Below are 17,439 nucleotides of genomic sequence, written 5' to 3' on the forward strand. Positions count from 1 at the left end.
CCCCGGTGAAGCTCGCGAATCCCGCGATCCACCCCATGAACGGGCCCGGCCCCGGCCCGGCGGACCGCACGCCGCCCGGCCGTGGCACGGCCCAGAGGAAGGACATTGTGCGACCGATGACCGCGAAGATATGTGCAGCCGACTCGGTACGGACCATCGAGGAGTTCGAACAGGACGCCCTGCGCGTGGCCGAGGCCATCCGCGAACGGGGCGTCGGCCTCGGCGACCGGGTCATGCTGAAGGCCGGCAACTCGGCGAGCTACGTGTGCGTGCTCTACGCGCTGATGCACGTCGGCGCCTCGATCGTCCTCGTCGACCAGCAGGAACACCAGGAGGAGACCCGCCGCATCGCCGTACGCACCGGCGTGAAGGTCACCTTCGTCGACGACGACACCCCCATCTACCCGGACGCCGACCCCATCCACCTCTACGAGCTGATGGTCGCCGTCACCGACCACGAGCCCGCCGCGTCCGCCCTGTCCTTCGACGCCTGGGGCGAGCTGCCCGACGGCCTCATCATGTGGACCTCCGGCTCCACCGGCTCCCCCAAGGGCGTGGTGAAGTCCGGTGCCTCGTTCCTGCGGAACCTCCGGCGCAACGCCGACCAGGTCGGGCACCGCCCCGACGACGTGCTGATGCCACTGCTGCCCTTCGCCCACCAGTACGGGCTGTCGATGGTGCTCATCGCCTACCTCACCCGCTGCTCCCTGGTGATCGCCCCCTACCGCCGGCTGGACCGCGCCCTGCGCATGGCCCGCGACGCCGGGGTGACCGTCATCGACGCGACCCCCTCCAGCTACCGCAGCATCCTCAGCCTGGTCACCCGTAAGCCCTCGTTGCGCGCCCACCTGGCCGACACCCGCATGTTCTGCGTCGGCGCGGCCCCGCTCGACGCACCGCTGGTCGAGAGTTACGTGACCGAGTTCGGCCTGCCGCTGCTCGACAGCTACGGCTCCACCGAGCTCGGCAACGTCGCCTTCGCCACCCTCGACAACCCGGTCGCCTGCGGCCGGGCCATGGAGGGCATCCGGCTGCGGATCGTCGACGAGGACGGCCGCGAGCTGCCGGCGGGGGAGACGGGCGAGATCCAGGTCGACACCCCCGACGCCCTCCAGGGCCAGGTGGCGGAGGACGGCGCCATCGTGCCCGCCCACGCCACCGGCTGGCAGGCCACCGGCGACCTCGGCCACCTCGACGCCGACGCCAACCTGCACGTCCTCGGCCGCAAGTTCGCCGTCCACCGCATGGGTTACACCCTCTACCCCGAACTCATCGAACGGAAGGTGGCCGCCGAGGGCTGCCCCACCCGGATCGTCCCCCTGCCGGACGAACTGCGCGGCTCGCAGCTGGTGTTCTTCGTCGAGGACGAGGACATGCGCGAGGCCGGCCACTGGCGCGAGCGCCTGTGCGGCCTGCTGCCGACCTACGAACAGCCCAACAAGGTCGTGGTGTTGGAGCAGTTCCCGCTGAACCGCAACGGCAAGCCCGACAAGAAGGCGCTGGCGGCGCTCGCCGCCGACGCGTGAGGATCGAGAGCGCACCGTGAAGGCGCCCCCGCGACATCGCGGGGGCGCCTTCGTGTGCGTGGCTCGCGCGCGCCGCTCGGACGTCTCGGGTCAGTGGTCGTAGGGGAGTTCGACGGGCGCCAGCGCGTCGAAGAGGTCACCCGGGCCGGGGTTGTCCGGGTGGCTCGACCCGCCCAGGTGGTCCACGACCCCCCACACCGCGTTGAGCGCCGTGGTGACGGCGCCCTCCGCGAACCCGCCCGTCCACGACACGTCGTCGCCGCACAGGAAGAAGCCGCGCTCCCCGGCGGGCAGCCCGCGCTGCATGAACTGCGTGAACAGCCGGCGCTGGTAGCGGTACTGGCCCGGCAGGTTCGCCTTGAAGGCGCCCATGAAGTGCGGTTCCGTCTCCCAGGTGATGGTCAGCGGTTCACCGATCACGTGCGCGCGGATGTCCAGCCCGGGATAGATCGCCGCGAGCTTGCCCAGCAACGCGTCCAACCGCTCCTCGGGGCTCAGCGTGGCCATCTTCAGCGAGTCGTCGTTCCACGTGTACGACAGGCACATCACGCCCGGCCGGTCCGGGCCGTCGTCGAAGAGGTAGACCCCGCGCGGCATCCGGTCGGTGAGCGTCATGCTCATCACCGGCATCCCCGTGTCCGGGTCCACGTCGTTCCAAAACGGCCGGTCGGTGAGGACGAACAGCTTGGACGAGCCCATGTAGTGGGTCCGCTCCACCGCCGTCCACAGCGGCGCGCTGAGCAGCGCCGGATCGGCCTCCACCCGGTTCAGCAGCGTCCACACGTGCGGGGTGTACACCACGGCCGGGAACCGGTCCACGCGCCCCTCGGTGTCGGTGACGACGAACCCCGCCCCCTCCCGGGAGACGGCACGCACCCCCGGCCGCGCCGCCCCGCCGTGCAGCGAGGCCAGCGAGGTGTCCTCGGGCCAGTGCGCGCCATCGCGCGGCCGGTGCTCCCACAGCCCGCGCGGCACCTGCTGGGAACCGCCTAGGACGGCCATCTGGTGGTCGTCGGCCTCGGTGTAGACCACGCGCAGGATCTCCAGCAGCGAGTTCGGGAAGTCGGTGTCCCAGCCGCCCGTGCCGAAGCCCACCTGCCCGAAGATCTCCCGGTGCCGGAACGAGCGGAACGCCGAGCTGGTGGCGAGGAATCCGTGGAAGGACTGGTCGTCGAACTCCCGCACCAACCGGTCCCAGACGTGCTTGAGCGTCTCGACGTCGCGCCGCCGCACGGCGTCGCGCATCGTGGCCAGCTCCGCCCGCTCCTGGAGCGCCTTCTCCCAGGCGGCGGCCACCTCCTGGTAGACGTCCGGGAGTTCGTCGGCGTCGCGCACGGTGTGGCGTACGCCGCCCAGGTCGATGAGGGTGCTCGGGGTGTGCGGGGCCAGCGGGTTGGGGAAGGGGCTGGTCCGCAGCTCCAGCAGGTCGATGTAGTGGAACAGCGCGCGGGCCGACCGCGGGAAGCGCATCGCGCCCATTTCCGCGACACAGTCGGGCCGGCCCGGGAAGGCCACCGAGCGCATCCGGCCGCCGAGTTGGTCGGCCTCGTAGAGGACCGGGCGCAGGCCCAGCCGCATCAGTTCGTAGGCGGCGGTCAGCCCTGCCATCCCGCCGCCCACCACGGCCACCGGCGTGCCGGCGCGGGCGGGCGGCAGGGAGCCCAGGCCCGCCGGATGGCGCAGCCAGCCGTCGTAGGAGAACGGGAAGTCCGGCACGAGCATGGTGGTGGGAGCCGGGCTTGCTGATGTCATCTGGAGTACCTCTCGGGCCGGTGCGACATCGCTTCCAGGGGAACCGGAGCGAGCCGGGCGCAGCCGGGGACGCGGCATCGCGGCGGGCCCGGACGGCGGGAGAGTCACGCGCCGTACGCCGTGCGCACTCGGTCCGGTCCTCGCACGCTACGCAGCGGCCCCGGAAGGGGACAACCCCTACCGACCCGGGCGCCCGACCGTGCCCACGGCGCCGTACGGGGTGCCGTACGCGGGCGTGGATCCATCGGCGCCGGCCCGCCGGGCCGGGACGGCGATCGCGGTGACGACCAGGCCGCGCCGTGCGAGCCAACGGCCGGTGAACTCCGTCACCGGCCGGCCGTCGGGGGCGGTCCCCGGGCGCAGGACGCGGGCCCTGAACGTGCCGCGCGGGCCCTCGGCGTCGGCGTCGGCGTCCGGGTCCGCGTCCGCGTCGGTGCGGAAGGAGATCTCGGCGTCGTCGAAGTCCAACTCGGTGCCCACCAGCGGGTACCACGTCTTGTACACGGCCTCCTTGGCGCTGAACAGCAGCCGGTCCCGGCTCAGTCGGCTCGCCCCCGGCGTCGGCGTGCGGGCCCAGGCCAGCTCCCGGGGCAGGGCGATCGAGTCCAACACCCCCCGGGGCAGCGGCAGGTCCGGCTCGGCGTCGATGCCGACCGCCACCAGATCGGTGTTCCGGGCGAGTACGGCGGCCCGGTAGCCGGTGCAGTGGGTCATGCTGCCCACCACCCCCGCCGGCCACCGCGGCACGTTCCGCCGGCCCGGCAGGACCGGCGCCGGGGGCAGCCCGAGGGCCGCCATCGCGCGGCGCGCGCAGCCCCGTACGGTGGTGAACTCCTCGCGCCTGCCTTCCGGCGCGGACGCGACGAGGGCCGCTTCCTCGGGGTAGAGCACGGCGGCGCCGTCCGGCTCGAAGGCCTCGCGCGCGACCGCCCCTTCGGGCAGCAGGGTCTCGATCACGGTCTGTCCTCTCCGCCGGTGTAGGGGAGGATCTGCCGCAGCAGACCCTTGGGGTGGCCTCGCCGGCGCCACTCGCGCGGGTAGCCGATCGACACCTCCTCGAAGCGCACCCCGTCGTACCAGGTGGTGCGGGGGATGTGCAGGTGCCCGTAGACCACGGCGGCCGTACGGAACCTGCGGTGCCAGTCGGCGGTGAGCACGGTGCCGCACCACTGGGCGAACTCCGGGTGCCACAGTACGTCCGTCGGTTCGCGCACCAGCGGGAAGTGGTTGACGAGGACCAGCGGCACGGTCGGGTCGTGCGCCTCCAGCCGGCGCAGCGTGTGCGCGACCCGGTCCCGGCACCAGGCGTCCCGGCTCGGATGCGGGTCGGGGTGCAGGAGGTACTCGTCGGTGCAGACGACGCCGGCCTCGTGCGCCCGCGCGAGGGACTCCTCCTTGGTGCGCGTGCCCGCCACGCGGAAGGTGTAGTCGTACAGCAGGAACAGCGGGGCGACGGCGACCGGGCCGCCGGGTCCCTCCCACACCGGCCAGGGGTCCTCGGGGGTGACGACGCCCAGCGCGCGGCACAGGTCCACCAGGTGCAGGTAGCGCTTCTCGCCGCGGAACCGGACCGGATCCTCGCGCGGGGTCCACAGCTCGTGGTTGCCCGGCGCCCACACCACCTTGGAGAAACGTTCGGCCAGCAGGCGCAGGGCCCACTCGATGTCCTCGGTCAGCTCCCCGACGTCGCCGGCGACGATCAGCCAGTCGTCCGGGTGGGTCGGCCGCAGCGATTCGGTGATGGGCCGGTTGTCGGCCATCCCGATGTGCAGATCGCTCACCGCGAGCAGCCGGGGGCCGGGCACGGGGGCGGGCGGGGGTGCGCCCGCGCCGGCGGTCCGGGCGGCGGGGTCAGGCGGTGTGTGCGACATCGGTGTCCCAACTGACGGGCAGGTCTTGGCGGCGCGTGATGTTGATTTTGCGGTAGACGCGGGTCAGGTGCTGTTCGACGGTGCTGACGGTGATGAACAGCTTCGCCCCGATCTCCCGGTTCGTGTACCCGTGTGCGGCCAGCGCCGCCACCCGCCGCTCGGCGTCCGTCAGAGCGGACGCCGCGCTCGGCCGCGTCGGGCGGACGGGGGTCGGGCTCGGGATCGGTGCGGGCACGGTCCGGGGCGGCGCGACGCTCCGCGCGGACGGCTCGACCTGGACGCGCTGCGTGCCCTCCCGGGCGCCGCAGACCTCGGCGATCCGCCACGCCCGACGGGTGCAGCTGCGGCTCTGGGCCGCGTTGCCGAGCCGCTCGTACGCCGTCCCGAGGTCGGTCAGCGTCCGGGCCAGCTCGTGCGAGTCGCCCTCCTCCTGGAGCAGGGTCACCGCCCGGTCCAGCAGCGCCGGCCGGTCGCGCAGCGGCCGGGCGGCCGCCAGGACGCGCAGGGCCAGGCCGCGCACGCGCGGACCTGCCTCCCGGGCGAGCTGCTCGCGGGCGAACCGTTCCGCCTGGTCGCGGTTGCCGAGGGCCAACGTGGCCTCCGCGACCCCGACCCGCCAGGGCGCCAGCCCCTCACGGTCCATGTTCCACTCGCGCATCAGCCGGCCGCAGGCCATGAAATCCGTCAGCGCCGCGTGGTGGCGACCGGTGGCGAGCCGGTGTCCTCCACGCGCGTAGAGGTAGTGGAGCCCGTACCGGGTCAGCAGCATCTGCTCGGGCACCGGATGGTCCACCAGGGCCGCCGCCGCCTCGTGGTCGCCCATGGCGGTCCGCGCCTCGATGAGGGCGGCCAGCGGCATGCCGATGCCCACGCCCCAGCCGTGCGGGGTGAGTTGAGCCATCGCCTCCTCCGCCAGCCGCATCGCCTGCGCCGGCTCGCCGCGACGCAGCGCCATGTGCGCGCGCATCGCCTGCATGACGGCGGTCCAACCGGGCGCGTCGTGCTCGGAGGCCTCCTCCAGCAGCCGGTCGGTCCACAGCGTCGCCTCGCCCAGCCGCTCCGTATACAACAGGGCCAGCAGGCACGCCCGGATGGTGACGTGGGTCTCGTCCGTGAGCCGGGTGCCGGCCAGGATCCGTTCGGCGATCGCGGCGAACTCCTCGTCCACCGCCGCCCGGTCCCGGTGACCCGGCGCGGAGCCGGCGCCCGCGCTGAGGACCCCGTGCAGCACCCGGATCCCCACCATCGCCGCGTCCTCCGGGCAGTTCGCCGGAGCCGGCGGGCCGCTGAAGCACGAGCCGAGCGCACCGTCGAGCCGGTCCAGCAACGTGGGATACGTCGAGGCCAACAACAGCCGTACGTCGCCCAGTTGCGCGGCCATCGCCGGTTCGGGCGGCTGCGGCATGCCCGCGACGGCACGCTGGACCGCACGCGCCGCGTCGTCGATCCAGCCGTTCCACAACAGATCGCCGACCAACCGCAGCGAGTCGCCCACCGGCAGCGTGCCCTCACGCGACGCGGCGTTCAGCGGACCGAGTTCCTGCGCCCAGGTCGACGGCTTCACCCGCCAGATGAACTTGGCCATGCTCGCCCGCAGTCGCAGCCGCTCCCGCTCGTCGCGGGAGCACTCCTCCGCCAGCCGCAGGCAGCGCACCGCGAACTCCACCCGCTGGGACGCCAACGCCGTGTGCGCGGCGGTCGCCAACACGCCCGGCACCCACTCCTCGTCGGGAAGGCCCGGCCCGTGGCCCAGCAGGTGCGCGGCCACCGCCATCGGCGCCGCGCCGGCCTCGTACAGCAGCCGCGCCGCGCGCCGGCGCAGCTCGACCACGGCGTCGTCGGCAAGGCTCTCCAGCACCGCCGCCCGTACCGCGCCGTGCCGGAAACGCTCGCCCCGGAGGATGCCCGTGTCACCGAGGGCGTCCAGCACCTGCTCCACCGTCCGCTCGTCGGTCCGCACCAGGCGGGCCAGCAGCGGACGCGGAGCGGCGCTGCCCAGCAGGGCGACGCCTTGGGCGACGCGCAGACCGTCGGCGCCCGTCCGGTGAACACAGATCAGCGCGTTCTGCACGAACTGTTCACCCGCGGGGAACGATCCGTCGGCCGCCTCCCCGTCCCGCTGCCGCGGGACGCGGTCGTCCAACAGGCTGTGGACCAGCAACGGGTTGCCGCCGGTGGCCGTGTGCAGGGAGGCCGCCATGCCGGCGGTACGCGAGGGGCCGGGCGCGGCGCCGGTCGGGCGGACGCTCGCCCCGGTCCGGTGCGCGAGCAGCTCCTCCACCCCCCGCGCGCTGAGCGGGCCCAGCCGCAGGTGGAGTCCCTCGACCTGGCGGAGCAGTTCGTCCAGGGCGTGCGGCGCCGGGGCGCCCGCGTCGGGGCCGCGCGTCACGACCAGGGCGAGGCCGCCCGCCGTCGAGCGGGCCCGGCCGAGGGCGTACAGCAGGCAGTGCAACGACTGGGGGTCGGCGTACTGCACGTCGTCGATGGCGATGAGCACGGGTCCGCGCGCCGCGAGGCCGGCGAGCCGGGCGTGGAAGGCCATGAGGGTCTGCGGGGGCACGAGTTCCCCGGTGCCGGCCGCCCCGTGGAGCGGAAGGGGCCCGGCGGCGTCGGCGGCGTCCCGCAGCAGTTCCTCCACCACACCGAAGGGGATGTGCCGTTCGGAGGCGGAGGTCACGGCGCTGAGGAGCCGGATGCCGGAGTCGGCGGTCCGCTCCAGCACCCGGTGCAGCAGAGCCGTCTTGCCGGCCGCGACGGGGCCGCTGACCACGGCTATTCGGCCCGGCTTGGAGGGGTCGTCAGGGGCGGTGCGGCGCCCGGCGCCGGGGCCGGCCGCGTGTGCGGCGGTGTGGGTCCGGGCGGTGCCGGTGACCCACGCGGTCAGCTTGGCGATCTGTTCATCCCGCTCGACCAACATGGCTGTGGAAGCCTCCCCTGAGATTCGGAGCGACACATCTCGGTCCTGTGGCATGACATGGCTATTCCGTGGAGTCCCCGCGAGGAAGGCGATGCCCGAGAGCGCATGGAATTCTGCGCCACCGCTGGTCAAACGGCAGGCCGGTTCTTCCCGTTCGGCAGGTACCGATCGAACTCTAGCAACTTTCGACCGGCCCTCGATCAGGCCTCCATTCTTGAATGACACGCAACCGACGCCCTGTTGGTTCACTTAATCGGCGTGTCTTCTCGCGGCCCGGTTCGGTAACCTCACGGAAACCTCAAGGGAACCTCAATGCTTGGCTATTCAACCTGTCCGGCTCTAGGGGTGGTCGCATGCGGAATAGGGGTCGGCGCCGGTGGAGGAGATGTGATGGTGGCTCGTTTAATGGCTGGGCGCGGGCCTTTGGCGGTCCGCGGGAAGCGATGAGCCGCCCGCCTCGCGGGGTCGGGGTCGAGAGGGCACATGACGACGAACCTCACCGGGAAAGTGACCGAGCTGCACGAGCTGCGCGAGCGGGCGCGGCGCGGACCGAGTGACCGTGCGACCGAGGCGCAGCATGCCAAGGGCAAGCTGACGGCGCGTGAGCGGATTGCGCTGCTTCTGGACGAGGGTTCGTTCAAGGAGGTCGAGCAGCTGCGTCGGCACCGGGCGACGGGTTTCGGTCTGGAGGCCAAGAAGCCCTACACCGATGGTGTGATCACGGGGTGGGGCACGGTCGAGGGTCGGACGGTCTTCGTGTACGCGCACGATTTCCGCATCTTCGGTGGTGCGTTGGGTGAGGCGCACGCGGCGAAGATCCACAAGATCATGGACATGGCCATCGCGGCCGGTGCGCCGCTGGTCTCGTTGAACGACGGTGCGGGTGCCCGTATCCAGGAGGGTGTCTCGGCGCTGGCCGGCTACGGTGGCATCTTCCAGCGCAACACCAGGGCCTCGGGTGTGATCCCGCAGATCTCGGTGATGTTGGGCCCGTGCGCGGGCGGGGCGGCGTACTCCCCGGCGTTGACGGACTTCGTGTTCATGGTGCGGGACACCTCGCAGATGTTCATCACGGGTCCGGACGTGGTCCGGGCGGTGACGGGCGAGGAGATCAGCCAGAACGGTCTGGGCGGCGCGGACGTGCACGCGGAGACCTCGGGCGTGGCGCACTTCGCGTACGACGACGAGGAGACCTGCATCGCCGAGGTCCGCTACCTCATCACGATGCTGCCCTCCAACAACCGCGAGAACCCGCCGCACTGCGTCGGCACCGACCCGGCCGACCGCCGTTCGGAGGCCCTCCTCACGCTGGTTCCCGTCGACGGCAACCGGCCGTACGACATGCTCAAGGTGATCGAGGAGCTCGTCGACGACGGGGACGTCCTGGAGGTCCACGAGCGGTGGGCGCGCAACATCATCTGCGCGCTGGCGCGGTTCGACGGGCAGGTGGTGGGCATCGTCGCCAACCAGCCCGGTCACCTCGCGGGGGTGTTGGACATCCACGCCTCGGAGAAGGCGGCGCGGTTCGTCCAGCTGTGCGACGCGTTCAACATCCCGATCATCACGCTGCTGGACGTGCCGGGCTTCCTGCCGGGCGTGGACCAGGAGCACGGCGGGATCATCCGCCACGGCGCGAAGCTGCTGTACGCGTACTGCAACGCGACCGTGCCGCGGATCTCGCTGATCCTGCGCAAGGCGTACGGCGGCGCGTACATCGTCATGGACTCGCAGTCCATCGGCGCCGACCTGACCTACGCCTGGCCGACCAACGAGATCGCCGTGATGGGCGCCGAGGGCGCGGCGAACGTGATCTTCCGCAGGCAGATCGCGGACGCCGAGGACCCCGAGGCGATGCGCGCGCGGATGGTCAAGGAATACAAGGCCGAGCTGATGCACCCGTACTACGCGGCCGAGCGCGGCCTCGTCGACGACGTCATCGACCCCGCCGAGACCCGCGAGACGCTGATCAGCGCCCTCGCGATGCTCCGCACCAAGCACGCCGACCTGCCGCCGCGCAAGCACGGCAACCCGCCGCAGTAGCCACCGCGGGCCGGGCACGCCCGGCGCCCCCACCCCTCCTGGGCCCGGCCATCGGACGCCAGGCCGCCGTACCCCCCGGAAAGGCACAGACCGCACCATGACCGCCCAGCCCAACGGACCGACCCCGCCGCTGGCGCCGATCGAGACCGACCGGACGCTGCACTTCGCCGGCCAGGCCACGTTCGGCCGCGTCCCCCGCATCGACCAGGTGGAGAAGGCGGACATCGCCGTGGTCGGGGTCCCGTTCGACGGCGGTGTCACCTACCGTCCCGGTGCCCGTTTCGGCGGCAACGCCATCCGTGAGGCCTCCCGCACCCTGCGCCCCTACAACCCGGCGCAGGACGTCTACCCCTTCCACTACAGCCAGGTCGCGGACGCCGGCGACATCAGCGCCAACCCGTTCAACGCGAACGAGGCCGTGGAGACCATCGAGGCCGCCGCCGACGAACTGCTGTCCGGCGGCGCCCGGCTGATGACGCTGGGCGGCGACCACACCATCGCGCTGCCGCTGCTGCGTTCGGTGGCGAAGAAGCACGGACCGGTGGCGGTCCTGCACTTCGACGCGCACCTGGACACCTGGGACGACTACTTCGGTCAGCAGTACACCCACGGAATGCCCTTCCGCCGGGCCGTGGAGGAGGGCGTCATCGACACCTCCGCCCTCTGCCACGTCGGCACGCGCGGCCCGATCTACGGCAAGAAGGACCTCGACGAGGACGCCAAGCTCGGCTTCGGCATCGTGACCTCGGCGGACGTCATGCGGCGCGGGGTGGACGAGATCGCCCAGCAACTGCGCGAGCGGGTCGGTGACCGGCCCCTGTACGTCTCCATCGACATCGACGTCCTGGACCCCGCGCACGCCCCCGGCACCGGCACTCCCGAGGCCGGCGGCATGACCTCGCGCGAGCTGCTGGAGATCCTGCGCGGCCTCGCCGACTGCAATCTGGTCTCCGCCGACATCGTGGAGGTCGCGCCGGCGTACGACCACGCGAACATCACCTCGGTCGCCGCGTCGCACGCCGCGTACGAGCTGATCACGATCATGTCGAAGCAGATCGCCCCGGTCCGCTGGGGAATGGCGAAGTAAACGACGAGGGAGCGGCCGGCGCACAGTGCGTCGGCCGCTCCCGCACGTCTGAATTCACGCAGCAGAAACCATCGGCTACCGGCCTGAAAGCCGGTAGCCGGACTTTCGCCACGCCGGTTCCCGTTTTTCCCTGAACAAAGGGCGGCTATTCGGCGACGCACTTGCGTCGAACGCGGCCACGCAATGGCGCCCCGCGAGGCGACCACGCCACAGAATTACCTGCCGCGGGCCTTCCGTCATCATTCCGTTCATAGAGTTCACGAGACGGCGGACGAGTCGACCTCGACAAAGTTAGGAAACTTTACTTACAGTGTCAAGGGGGTGGGCGAGCGAGCCGTGGTCCCCCCGTGCGGGGGTGGGGATTGTCGGTCCGGCGTGCTTTGCTGGGGGCATGATCGATGACTTCCTGGCCCAGGACCTGTCCGCAGTGGAAGACGCCGTCCGCGCGGCGGCGGCGGTGGAGATCATGCCGAGGTTCCGGCAGCTCGCCACGCACGAGGTCGACGAGAAGAGCGGTCCGCACGACCTGGTGACCATCGCCGACCGGCTCGCCGAGGAGCACCTGACGGCGTCGCTGACGAAGCTGCTGCCCGGCTCGGTCGTCGTCGGGGAGGAAGCGGTGCACGCCGACCCCAACATCTACGGCGCGCTGCGCGGCGAGGCGCCCGTGTGGATCGTCGACCCGGTCGACGGGACGCGGCAGTTCGTGAACGGCGACCCCGAGTTCTGCACCCTGGTGGCCCTCGCCCTGCGCGGCGAGATACTCGCCTCCTGGACGTTCGCCCCCGCCCTGGAGGAGCTGGCCACCGCCGTGCGCGGGCAGGGCGCGTACGTCAACGGCGTGCGGATCCACAGCGGTTCGCCGGAGCCGGGCGCCGAGCTTCGGGTGGCCACCGCCCATCCCCTGTACACCTCCGAGGCGGACCGGCGGGGCCTGGCCCGGCTGGATGTGCCCGGCGTGGCCGCCCGCCCCTGCGGTTCGGCCGGCCTGGAGTACCTGAAGGTGGCGCGCGGCGAGATGGACGCCCTCGCCTTCACCTGGCCCTCCGCCTGGGATCACGCCGCCGGACTGCTGCTGGTCGCCGAAGCCGGCGGCGCGAACAGCACCGTCGACGGAGTCCCCTTCCGCGTCGACCGGGACAACGCCCTGCCGTTCGCGGTCGGACGCGACGAGGCCACCGCCCTCCGCGTCCGCGACCTGCTGCGCGGCGCCTGACCCCGCCGCGCGGACAAAGGCGAGGGCGCCGACACCCGGGCGTCATATCCTGGACGTGGTGGCCGCCGCCGGACGAAGGAGCTGTCAGTGCCGTCGATTCTCGACGCAGTCGTGGTGGGGGCGGGGCCCAACGGTCTGACCGCCGCGGTCGAACTGGCCCGGCGGGGTTGCTCCGTGGCCGTCTTCGAGGCCGCCGACGCCATCGGCGGCGGCGCCCGCACCGAGGAGTTGACCCTCCCCGGCTTCCGCCACGACCCCTGCTCGGCGGTGCACCCGCTCGGCGCCGGCTCGCCCGTCTTCGCGACGATGCCGCTCAAGCGCTACGGACTTCAGTGGCTGCACGCCCCCCTGCCCATGGCGCACCCCTTCGACGACGGGAGCGCCGCCGTGCTCTCCCGCTCCGTCGCCGAGACGGCCGCCTCCCTCGGGCCGCGCGACGCGGGCGCGTACCGGCGCCTGGTGGAACCGTTCCTCGGCAAATGGGACACCCTCGCCCGGGACTTCATGTCCCTGCCCAACACCGCCCTGCCCCGCGACCCGCTCACCCTCGCCCGCTTCGGCCTGGCCGGACTGCCCCCGTCCACCTGGCTGCTGCGCCGCTTCCGCGACGACCGGGCCCGCGCGCTGTTCGCCGGGCTCGTCGCGCACGTCATCGCCCCGCTCAACGGGATCGGGACCGGCGCCGTCGGCCTGGTCTTCGCCCTCGCCGCGCACGCGGGCGGCTGGCCGATGCCGCGCGGCGGCTCACAGTCCGTCTCCGACGCCCTCGCCGGCTACCTCACCGACCTCGGCGGCACCGTCCACACCGGGTTCGAGGTCAAGCGCCTCGACGACCTGCCGCCCGCCCGCGCGTACGTCTTCGACACCTCCCCGACCGCCCTGGCCCGCATCGCCCGCCTCGGCCGCGCCTACGACGGCTACCGCTACGGCGCCTCGGTCTTCAAGCTCGACTACGCCCTCGACGGCCCCGTCCCCTGGACCGCAGAAGCCCCCCGCCGCGCCGGCACCGTCCAGATCGGCCCCGGCAGCCGGGACATCGACGCCGCCCTCCAGCTCGCCTCGGGCGGCCGCGCCCCCCGCAACCCGTTCCTGATCACCGCGCAGCCCAGCCTCGTCGACCCCGGCCGCGCGCCCGAGGGCAAGCACGTGTTCTGGGCGTACGGGCACGTCCCCGCCGGCTGGGACGGCGACCTCACCGACGCCGTCGAGCGGCAGTTGGAACGTTTCGCCCCCGGCTTCCGCGACCTGGTCCTGGCCCGCGCCACCGCCGGCCCGCCGCAGCTCGCCGCCCGCAACCCGAACTACGTCGGCGGGGACATCGCCTGCGGCTCCGCCGCCGGCCTCCAACTCCTGCTGCGCCCGAAGATCACCCTCTCGCCGTACACGACGGCCCACCCGGCGGTGTTCCTCTGCTCCTCGGCGACCCCGCCGGGCCCCGGCGTGCACGGCATGTCGGGTCACAACGCCGCCAAGTCCGTCTGGCGGCACCTGAGGAAGGTCGCGTCATGACCCGCATCACCCTCGTCCGCGGCGACATCACCACCGAGAAGGCGGACGCGATCGTCAACGCCGCCAACTCCTCGCTGCTCGGCGGCGGGGGAGTGGACGGCGCCATCCACCGGCGCGGCGGCCCCGAGATCCTCGCCGCCTGCCAGGACCTGCGCCGCTCGCACTACGGCAAGGGCCTGCCGACCGGCCGGGCCGTCGCCACCACCGCCGGCCGGCTCCCCGCCGAGCACGTCATCCACACCGTCGGCCCCGTCTGGTCCCGCGAGGAGGACCGCTCCGCGCTCCTCTCCTCCTGCTACCGCGAGTCCCTGCGCGTCGCCGACGAACTCGGGGCCCGCAGCGTCGCCTTCCCCGCGATCTCGACGGGGATCTACGGCTGGCCCATGGACGACGGCGCCCGGATCGCCGTGGAAACCGTACGGGCCGCCCGTACCGGCGTCGAGGAAGTCCGCTTCGTCCTGTTCGGCGAGGCCGCCTACGCCGCCTTCGCCGCAGCGGTCGACGCCGCCCCGGAGGAGTGACGTTTCACCAGGCTCACCGGATTCACCGCGACGAGCTCCCCGGTCGGGGTCGGGGATAGGTGCGGGTCTGCTTGACGCTGCCGTAGGCGAAGCTCGACTCGATCGACGCGATCCCCGGGATCGCGTGGATCCGGTGGCGCACCAGGGATTCGTACGCCTCCAGGTCCTCGATCACGACGCGCAGCAGGTAGTCGCTGCTCCCCGCCATCAGGTAGCAGTCCTGGATGTGCTCGATGACCGCGACGTGCTCCTCGAACAGCCGCACCGCCTCCGCCGTGTGCCGCTCCAGGCGGATGCGGACGAAGACGGTGACCGGCAGCCCGAAGGCGACCTGGTCGACCATCGCCGTGTAGCCGCGGATCAGGCCGGCCTCCTCCAGGCGCCGGACGCGCCGCAGACACGGCGAGGGGGAGAGCCGTACGCGGTCGGCCAGCTCCTGGTTGGACAGCCGCCCGTCGGCCTGCAATTCCCGGATGATCTGCAGATCGACTGCGTCCATGGCCACTCCTTGGCAGATTCTGCCCCAAACGTATGTCCGAGCGGCAGAACTGGCAATCGGCTGCCCCGCCCCAGGCCCTAGCGTTGCCCCGAGCGGACCGGACCGGTCCATACCCCCGAGGCTGGAGCAACGCGTTGGTCGCTACGCACACCCCCGGCGCGGCCGAAGTCCCCGACGCGTCCGGCCCCCGGTCCCGCGCGCTGGCCGCGTTGTTCGTGACGGTGGCGATCTGGGCCGGCTTCGCGCTCAGCGCTCGCGCCCTCGGCTCCTCCACCCTGCTGCCCGCCGACGCGGCCCTGCTGCGCTTCGGCGTCCCGCTCCTCGTCCTGCTGCCCGCCCTGTGGCGCAGGCGGCGCCGGATCGCCGCCGTCCGCCCCGGACCCGCCGTCAAGATCATCTGCGGTGCGGGGGTCCCGTTCTTCCTCGCCGCCATGCACGGCGGCGCCCTGACCTCCGCCGCCTTCGTCGGCTCGATCGTCCCCGGCATGGTCCCGCTCTTCGTCGCCGTGATCATGGCCGCGCGCGGCAAGGGCCTGCCCCGGGGCACCCAGCCCGTCGGACTCGCGCTGATCGCCGCCGGCGTCGCCGCCCTCGTCTGGCGCTACGTCGTCCCCGTCGACACCGACGTCCTCCAGGGCGCCGGCACCCTGCTCGTCGCCAGCGGCCTGTGGGCCCTCTACACGGTGGGCCTGCGGGACGTGGACCTCGACCCGATCGGCTCCATCGGCCTGCTCTGCCTGCCCTCCTTCGCCGTGATCGGCCTCCTCGCCCTGACCGGAGTCCTGCCGACGGGCCTCGCGCACGCCGCCGGCTCCGACATCGCGCTGTTCCTCGTCGTCCAGGGCCTCGGGGTGGGCCTCGCCGCCGGACTGCTCTACGCCTTCGCCATCCGCGGGCTCGGCGCCGAGCGCGCCTCCGTCGTCGGCAGCCTCAGCCCCGTCGCCGTCGTCCTGCTCGCCGTCCCGCTGCTGGGCGAGAAGCCGACCGTCGCCGTGCTCCTCGGGGTGCCGCTGATCACCCTCGGCGTCGTCCTGGCCAACCGCCGCCCGCGCACTCCCGCCCCTGCCCGCCCCGCACCCGCCGTGACCGTCCCCGCCGTGACCGCACCCGCCGCGTCGGTCCCCAGCCCGTCCACCCCCCGTCCCGAGGTTCCCGTAGATGCTTGAGCTGCTCCCCCCGCCGCCCACCGACCCGCTGTGGGACCTGACGTACGAGTTCGGCGCCGACGAGCGCAGCGAACGCCTGGACCTGGTCCTCGGCGTCTACCGCGACCACACGGGACGCACGCCCGTCATGGCCGCCGTTCGCGAGGCGGAGATCCGGCTCGCCGAACGCTCCGCGTCGAAGGAGTACCGGGGGCTCTCCGGCAACGCCGCCTTCAACCGCGCGCTGCTCGCCCTGGTCCTCGGCGACGAGGAGGCCGGCGGCACCGCCGGACGCGCGGCGGCCGTCCAGACCGTGGCCGGATCCGGCGCCCTGCGGCTGCTGGCCGACCTGATCTGCCGCACCCGCCCCGGCACCACCGTGTGGATCAGCGACCCCGCCTACGTCAACCACCGCCCCATCCTGGAGGCCGCCGGGCTGCGGGTCCGCACCTACGGCTGGTGCGCCCCCGACGGCGGCTTCGACGCCGACGGGGTGCTGGGCACGCTGGGCGCGCAGGCCCGGCGCGACGACGTCGTCCTGCTCCAGGGCTGCTGCCACAACCCGACGGGCGTCGATCCCTCACGGGAGGAATGGGAGGCGCTGGCCGCGCTGGCGGTCCGCGACGGCTGGGTGCCGTTCGTCGACCTCGCCTACCACGGGCTCGGCGACGGCCTGGAGGCCGACCTGGAACCCACTCGCATGCTGGCGGCGCGGGTGCCCGAGATGCTCGTCGCCGTCAGCTGCTCGAAGAATTTCGGCCTCTACAGCGACCGCACCGGCTGCGCCATCGTCCTCGGCGCCTCGAAGGAGGCCGTGCGGTACGCCGAGACGGCCCTGCAGAACGCCGCCCGCACCCTGTACTCCATGCCGCCCGAGCACGGCGCCGCCGTGGTGACGACGATCCTGGAGGACGCGGGCCTCACGGCCGCCTGGCGGGCGGAACTCGACGCCATGCGCGAGCGGATCACGGCGCACCGTACGGAACTGGTCCACCGGCTGACCGACCTGGGGCACGGGGACCGGGCCCGCGCGCTCGCCGGTCAGCGCGGGATGTTCTCCATGCTGCCGCTGACGGGCGAGGAGATGCTCCGACTGCGCCGGCAGCACGCCATCTACGGCACCACCGCCGGGCGGATCAACATCGCGGGCATCCCCGCCGACCGCATCGCGTGCCTCGCCCGAGGCATGGCGGACGTCCTCGACGCCCGTTGATCCACCGATCGCCCGGCATATTCCTCCCTGTTATTCCGGAGGCGACGGCCGAAATGCGAAAGGGAATGGCCGAATAGAACTGACGTCGTCCGACGGCGAGTTGCGCGTGTGGCATCATGGCCGCGTTGTCCGACCGCTGGGTT

Annotated in this window: 13 protein-coding genes; 8 read left to right on the plus strand and 5 right to left on the minus strand. The window is 72.7% G+C overall.

Annotated elements, in window-relative coordinates:
- Positions 1-116: 116 nt before the first annotated feature.
- On the plus strand, positions 117-1,526 hold the full coding sequence (locus M4D82_RS27435; protein ID WP_249768756.1) for a class I adenylate-forming enzyme family protein: 1,410 nt from the start codon (positions 117-119) through the stop codon (positions 1,524-1,526).
- Between the two features lie 90 nt (positions 1,527-1,616).
- On the opposite strand, the gene M4D82_RS27440 is transcribed toward M4D82_RS27435, so the two are convergent.
- The 4 genes from M4D82_RS27440 to M4D82_RS27455 form a co-directional block, all read right to left on the minus strand.
- Positions 1,617-3,278, minus strand: a complete 1,662-nt coding sequence (locus tag M4D82_RS27440) for a flavin monoamine oxidase family protein (RefSeq protein ID WP_249768758.1) — start codon at positions 3,276-3,278, stop codon at positions 1,617-1,619.
- A gap of 177 nt (positions 3,279-3,455) precedes the next feature.
- Positions 3,456-4,235: a 4'-phosphopantetheinyl transferase family protein gene (locus M4D82_RS27445; protein ID WP_249768768.1), complete on the minus strand. Its 780-nt coding sequence runs from the start codon at positions 4,233-4,235 to the stop codon at positions 3,456-3,458.
- Entirely contained in the window at positions 4,232-5,149 is a 918-nt protein-coding gene (locus M4D82_RS27450; protein ID WP_249768770.1) for a metallophosphoesterase family protein, read from the minus strand. Before M4D82_RS27450 ends, M4D82_RS27445 begins: the two co-directional genes overlap by 4 nt.
- Positions 5,130-8,066, minus strand: coding sequence for a helix-turn-helix transcriptional regulator (locus M4D82_RS27455; protein ID WP_249768772.1), 2,937 nt, complete (start codon positions 8,064-8,066; stop codon positions 5,130-5,132). The genes M4D82_RS27450 and M4D82_RS27455 overlap by 20 nt, the downstream gene beginning before the upstream one ends.
- Before the next feature lie 483 nt (positions 8,067-8,549).
- Here M4D82_RS27455 and M4D82_RS27460 point away from each other — a divergent pair, with 483 nt between their 5' ends.
- From M4D82_RS27460 to M4D82_RS27480, 5 genes are all read left to right on the plus strand, one after another.
- Entirely contained in the window at positions 8,550-10,106 is a 1,557-nt protein-coding gene (locus tag M4D82_RS27460) for an acyl-CoA carboxylase subunit beta (RefSeq protein WP_249768774.1), read from the plus strand.
- Between the two features lie 97 nt (positions 10,107-10,203).
- Positions 10,204-11,193, plus strand: coding sequence for an agmatinase (gene speB / locus M4D82_RS27465; protein WP_249768776.1), 990 nt, complete (start codon positions 10,204-10,206; stop codon positions 11,191-11,193).
- A gap of 391 nt (positions 11,194-11,584) precedes the next feature.
- The gene (locus M4D82_RS27470) at positions 11,585-12,409 is read left to right on the plus strand and encodes an inositol monophosphatase family protein (protein ID WP_249768786.1); all 825 of its coding nucleotides are present in this window, start codon (positions 11,585-11,587) and stop codon (positions 12,407-12,409) included.
- Between the two features lie 87 nt (positions 12,410-12,496).
- Entirely contained in the window at positions 12,497-13,918 is a 1,422-nt protein-coding gene (locus M4D82_RS27475; RefSeq protein ID WP_249768795.1) for a phytoene desaturase family protein, read from the plus strand.
- Positions 13,915-14,439 carry an O-acetyl-ADP-ribose deacetylase gene (locus tag M4D82_RS27480; protein ID WP_249768797.1) on the plus strand — a complete coding sequence of 175 codons (525 nt, stop codon included), beginning with the start codon at positions 13,915-13,917 and terminating at the stop codon, positions 14,437-14,439. The genes M4D82_RS27475 and M4D82_RS27480 overlap by 4 nt, the downstream gene beginning before the upstream one ends.
- 22 nt (positions 14,440-14,461) lie before the next feature.
- On the opposite strand, the gene M4D82_RS27485 is transcribed toward M4D82_RS27480, so the two are convergent.
- A complete protein-coding gene (locus M4D82_RS27485) occupies positions 14,462-14,938 on the minus strand; it encodes an Lrp/AsnC family transcriptional regulator (RefSeq protein ID WP_283844520.1) in 477 nt (158 codons plus the stop codon).
- 134 nt (positions 14,939-15,072) lie between these two features.
- Between M4D82_RS27485 and M4D82_RS27490 the strand changes: the two genes are divergently transcribed.
- Together M4D82_RS27490 and M4D82_RS27495 are read left to right on the plus strand one after the other, a co-directional pair.
- A complete protein-coding gene (locus M4D82_RS27490; protein ID WP_249768808.1) occupies positions 15,073-16,104 on the plus strand; it encodes a DMT family transporter in 1,032 nt (343 codons plus the stop codon).
- The gene (locus M4D82_RS27495; RefSeq protein WP_249768810.1) at positions 16,097-17,296 is read left to right on the plus strand and encodes an amino acid aminotransferase; all 1,200 of its coding nucleotides are present in this window, start codon (positions 16,097-16,099) and stop codon (positions 17,294-17,296) included. Before M4D82_RS27490 ends, M4D82_RS27495 begins: the two co-directional genes overlap by 8 nt.
- Positions 17,297-17,439: the final 143 nt, after the last annotated feature.

The sequence above is a fragment of the Streptomyces sp. RerS4 genome, assembly GCF_023515955.1.
Lineage (GTDB): Bacteria > Actinomycetota > Actinomycetes > Streptomycetales > Streptomycetaceae > Streptomyces.

Bases quoted from the DNA above. Each gene is read 5' to 3' on its own strand.
- M4D82_RS27435 (WP_249768756.1), top strand. From the start codon at position 117: ATGACCGCGAAGATATGTGCAGCCGACTCGGTACGGACCATCGAGGAG.
- M4D82_RS27440 (WP_249768758.1), bottom strand. From the start codon at position 3,278: ATGACATCAGCAAGCCCGGCTCCCACCACCATGCTCGTGCCGGACTTC.
- M4D82_RS27450 (WP_249768770.1), bottom strand. From the start codon at position 5,149: ATGTCGCACACACCGCCTGACCCCGCCGCCCGGACCGCCGGCGCGGGC.
- M4D82_RS27455 (WP_249768772.1), bottom strand. From the start codon at position 8,066: ATGTTGGTCGAGCGGGATGAACAGATCGCCAAGCTGACCGCGTGGGTC.
- M4D82_RS27460 (WP_249768774.1), top strand. From the start codon at position 8,550: ATGACGACGAACCTCACCGGGAAAGTGACCGAGCTGCACGAGCTGCGC.
- speB (WP_249768776.1), top strand. From the start codon at position 10,204: ATGACCGCCCAGCCCAACGGACCGACCCCGCCGCTGGCGCCGATCGAG.
- M4D82_RS27470 (WP_249768786.1), top strand. From the start codon at position 11,585: ATGATCGATGACTTCCTGGCCCAGGACCTGTCCGCAGTGGAAGACGCC.
- M4D82_RS27480 (WP_249768797.1), top strand. From the start codon at position 13,915: ATGACCCGCATCACCCTCGTCCGCGGCGACATCACCACCGAGAAGGCG.
- M4D82_RS27485 (WP_283844520.1), bottom strand. From the start codon at position 14,938: ATGGACGCAGTCGATCTGCAGATCATCCGGGAATTGCAGGCCGACGGG.
- M4D82_RS27495 (WP_249768810.1), top strand. From the start codon at position 16,097: ATGCTTGAGCTGCTCCCCCCGCCGCCCACCGACCCGCTGTGGGACCTG.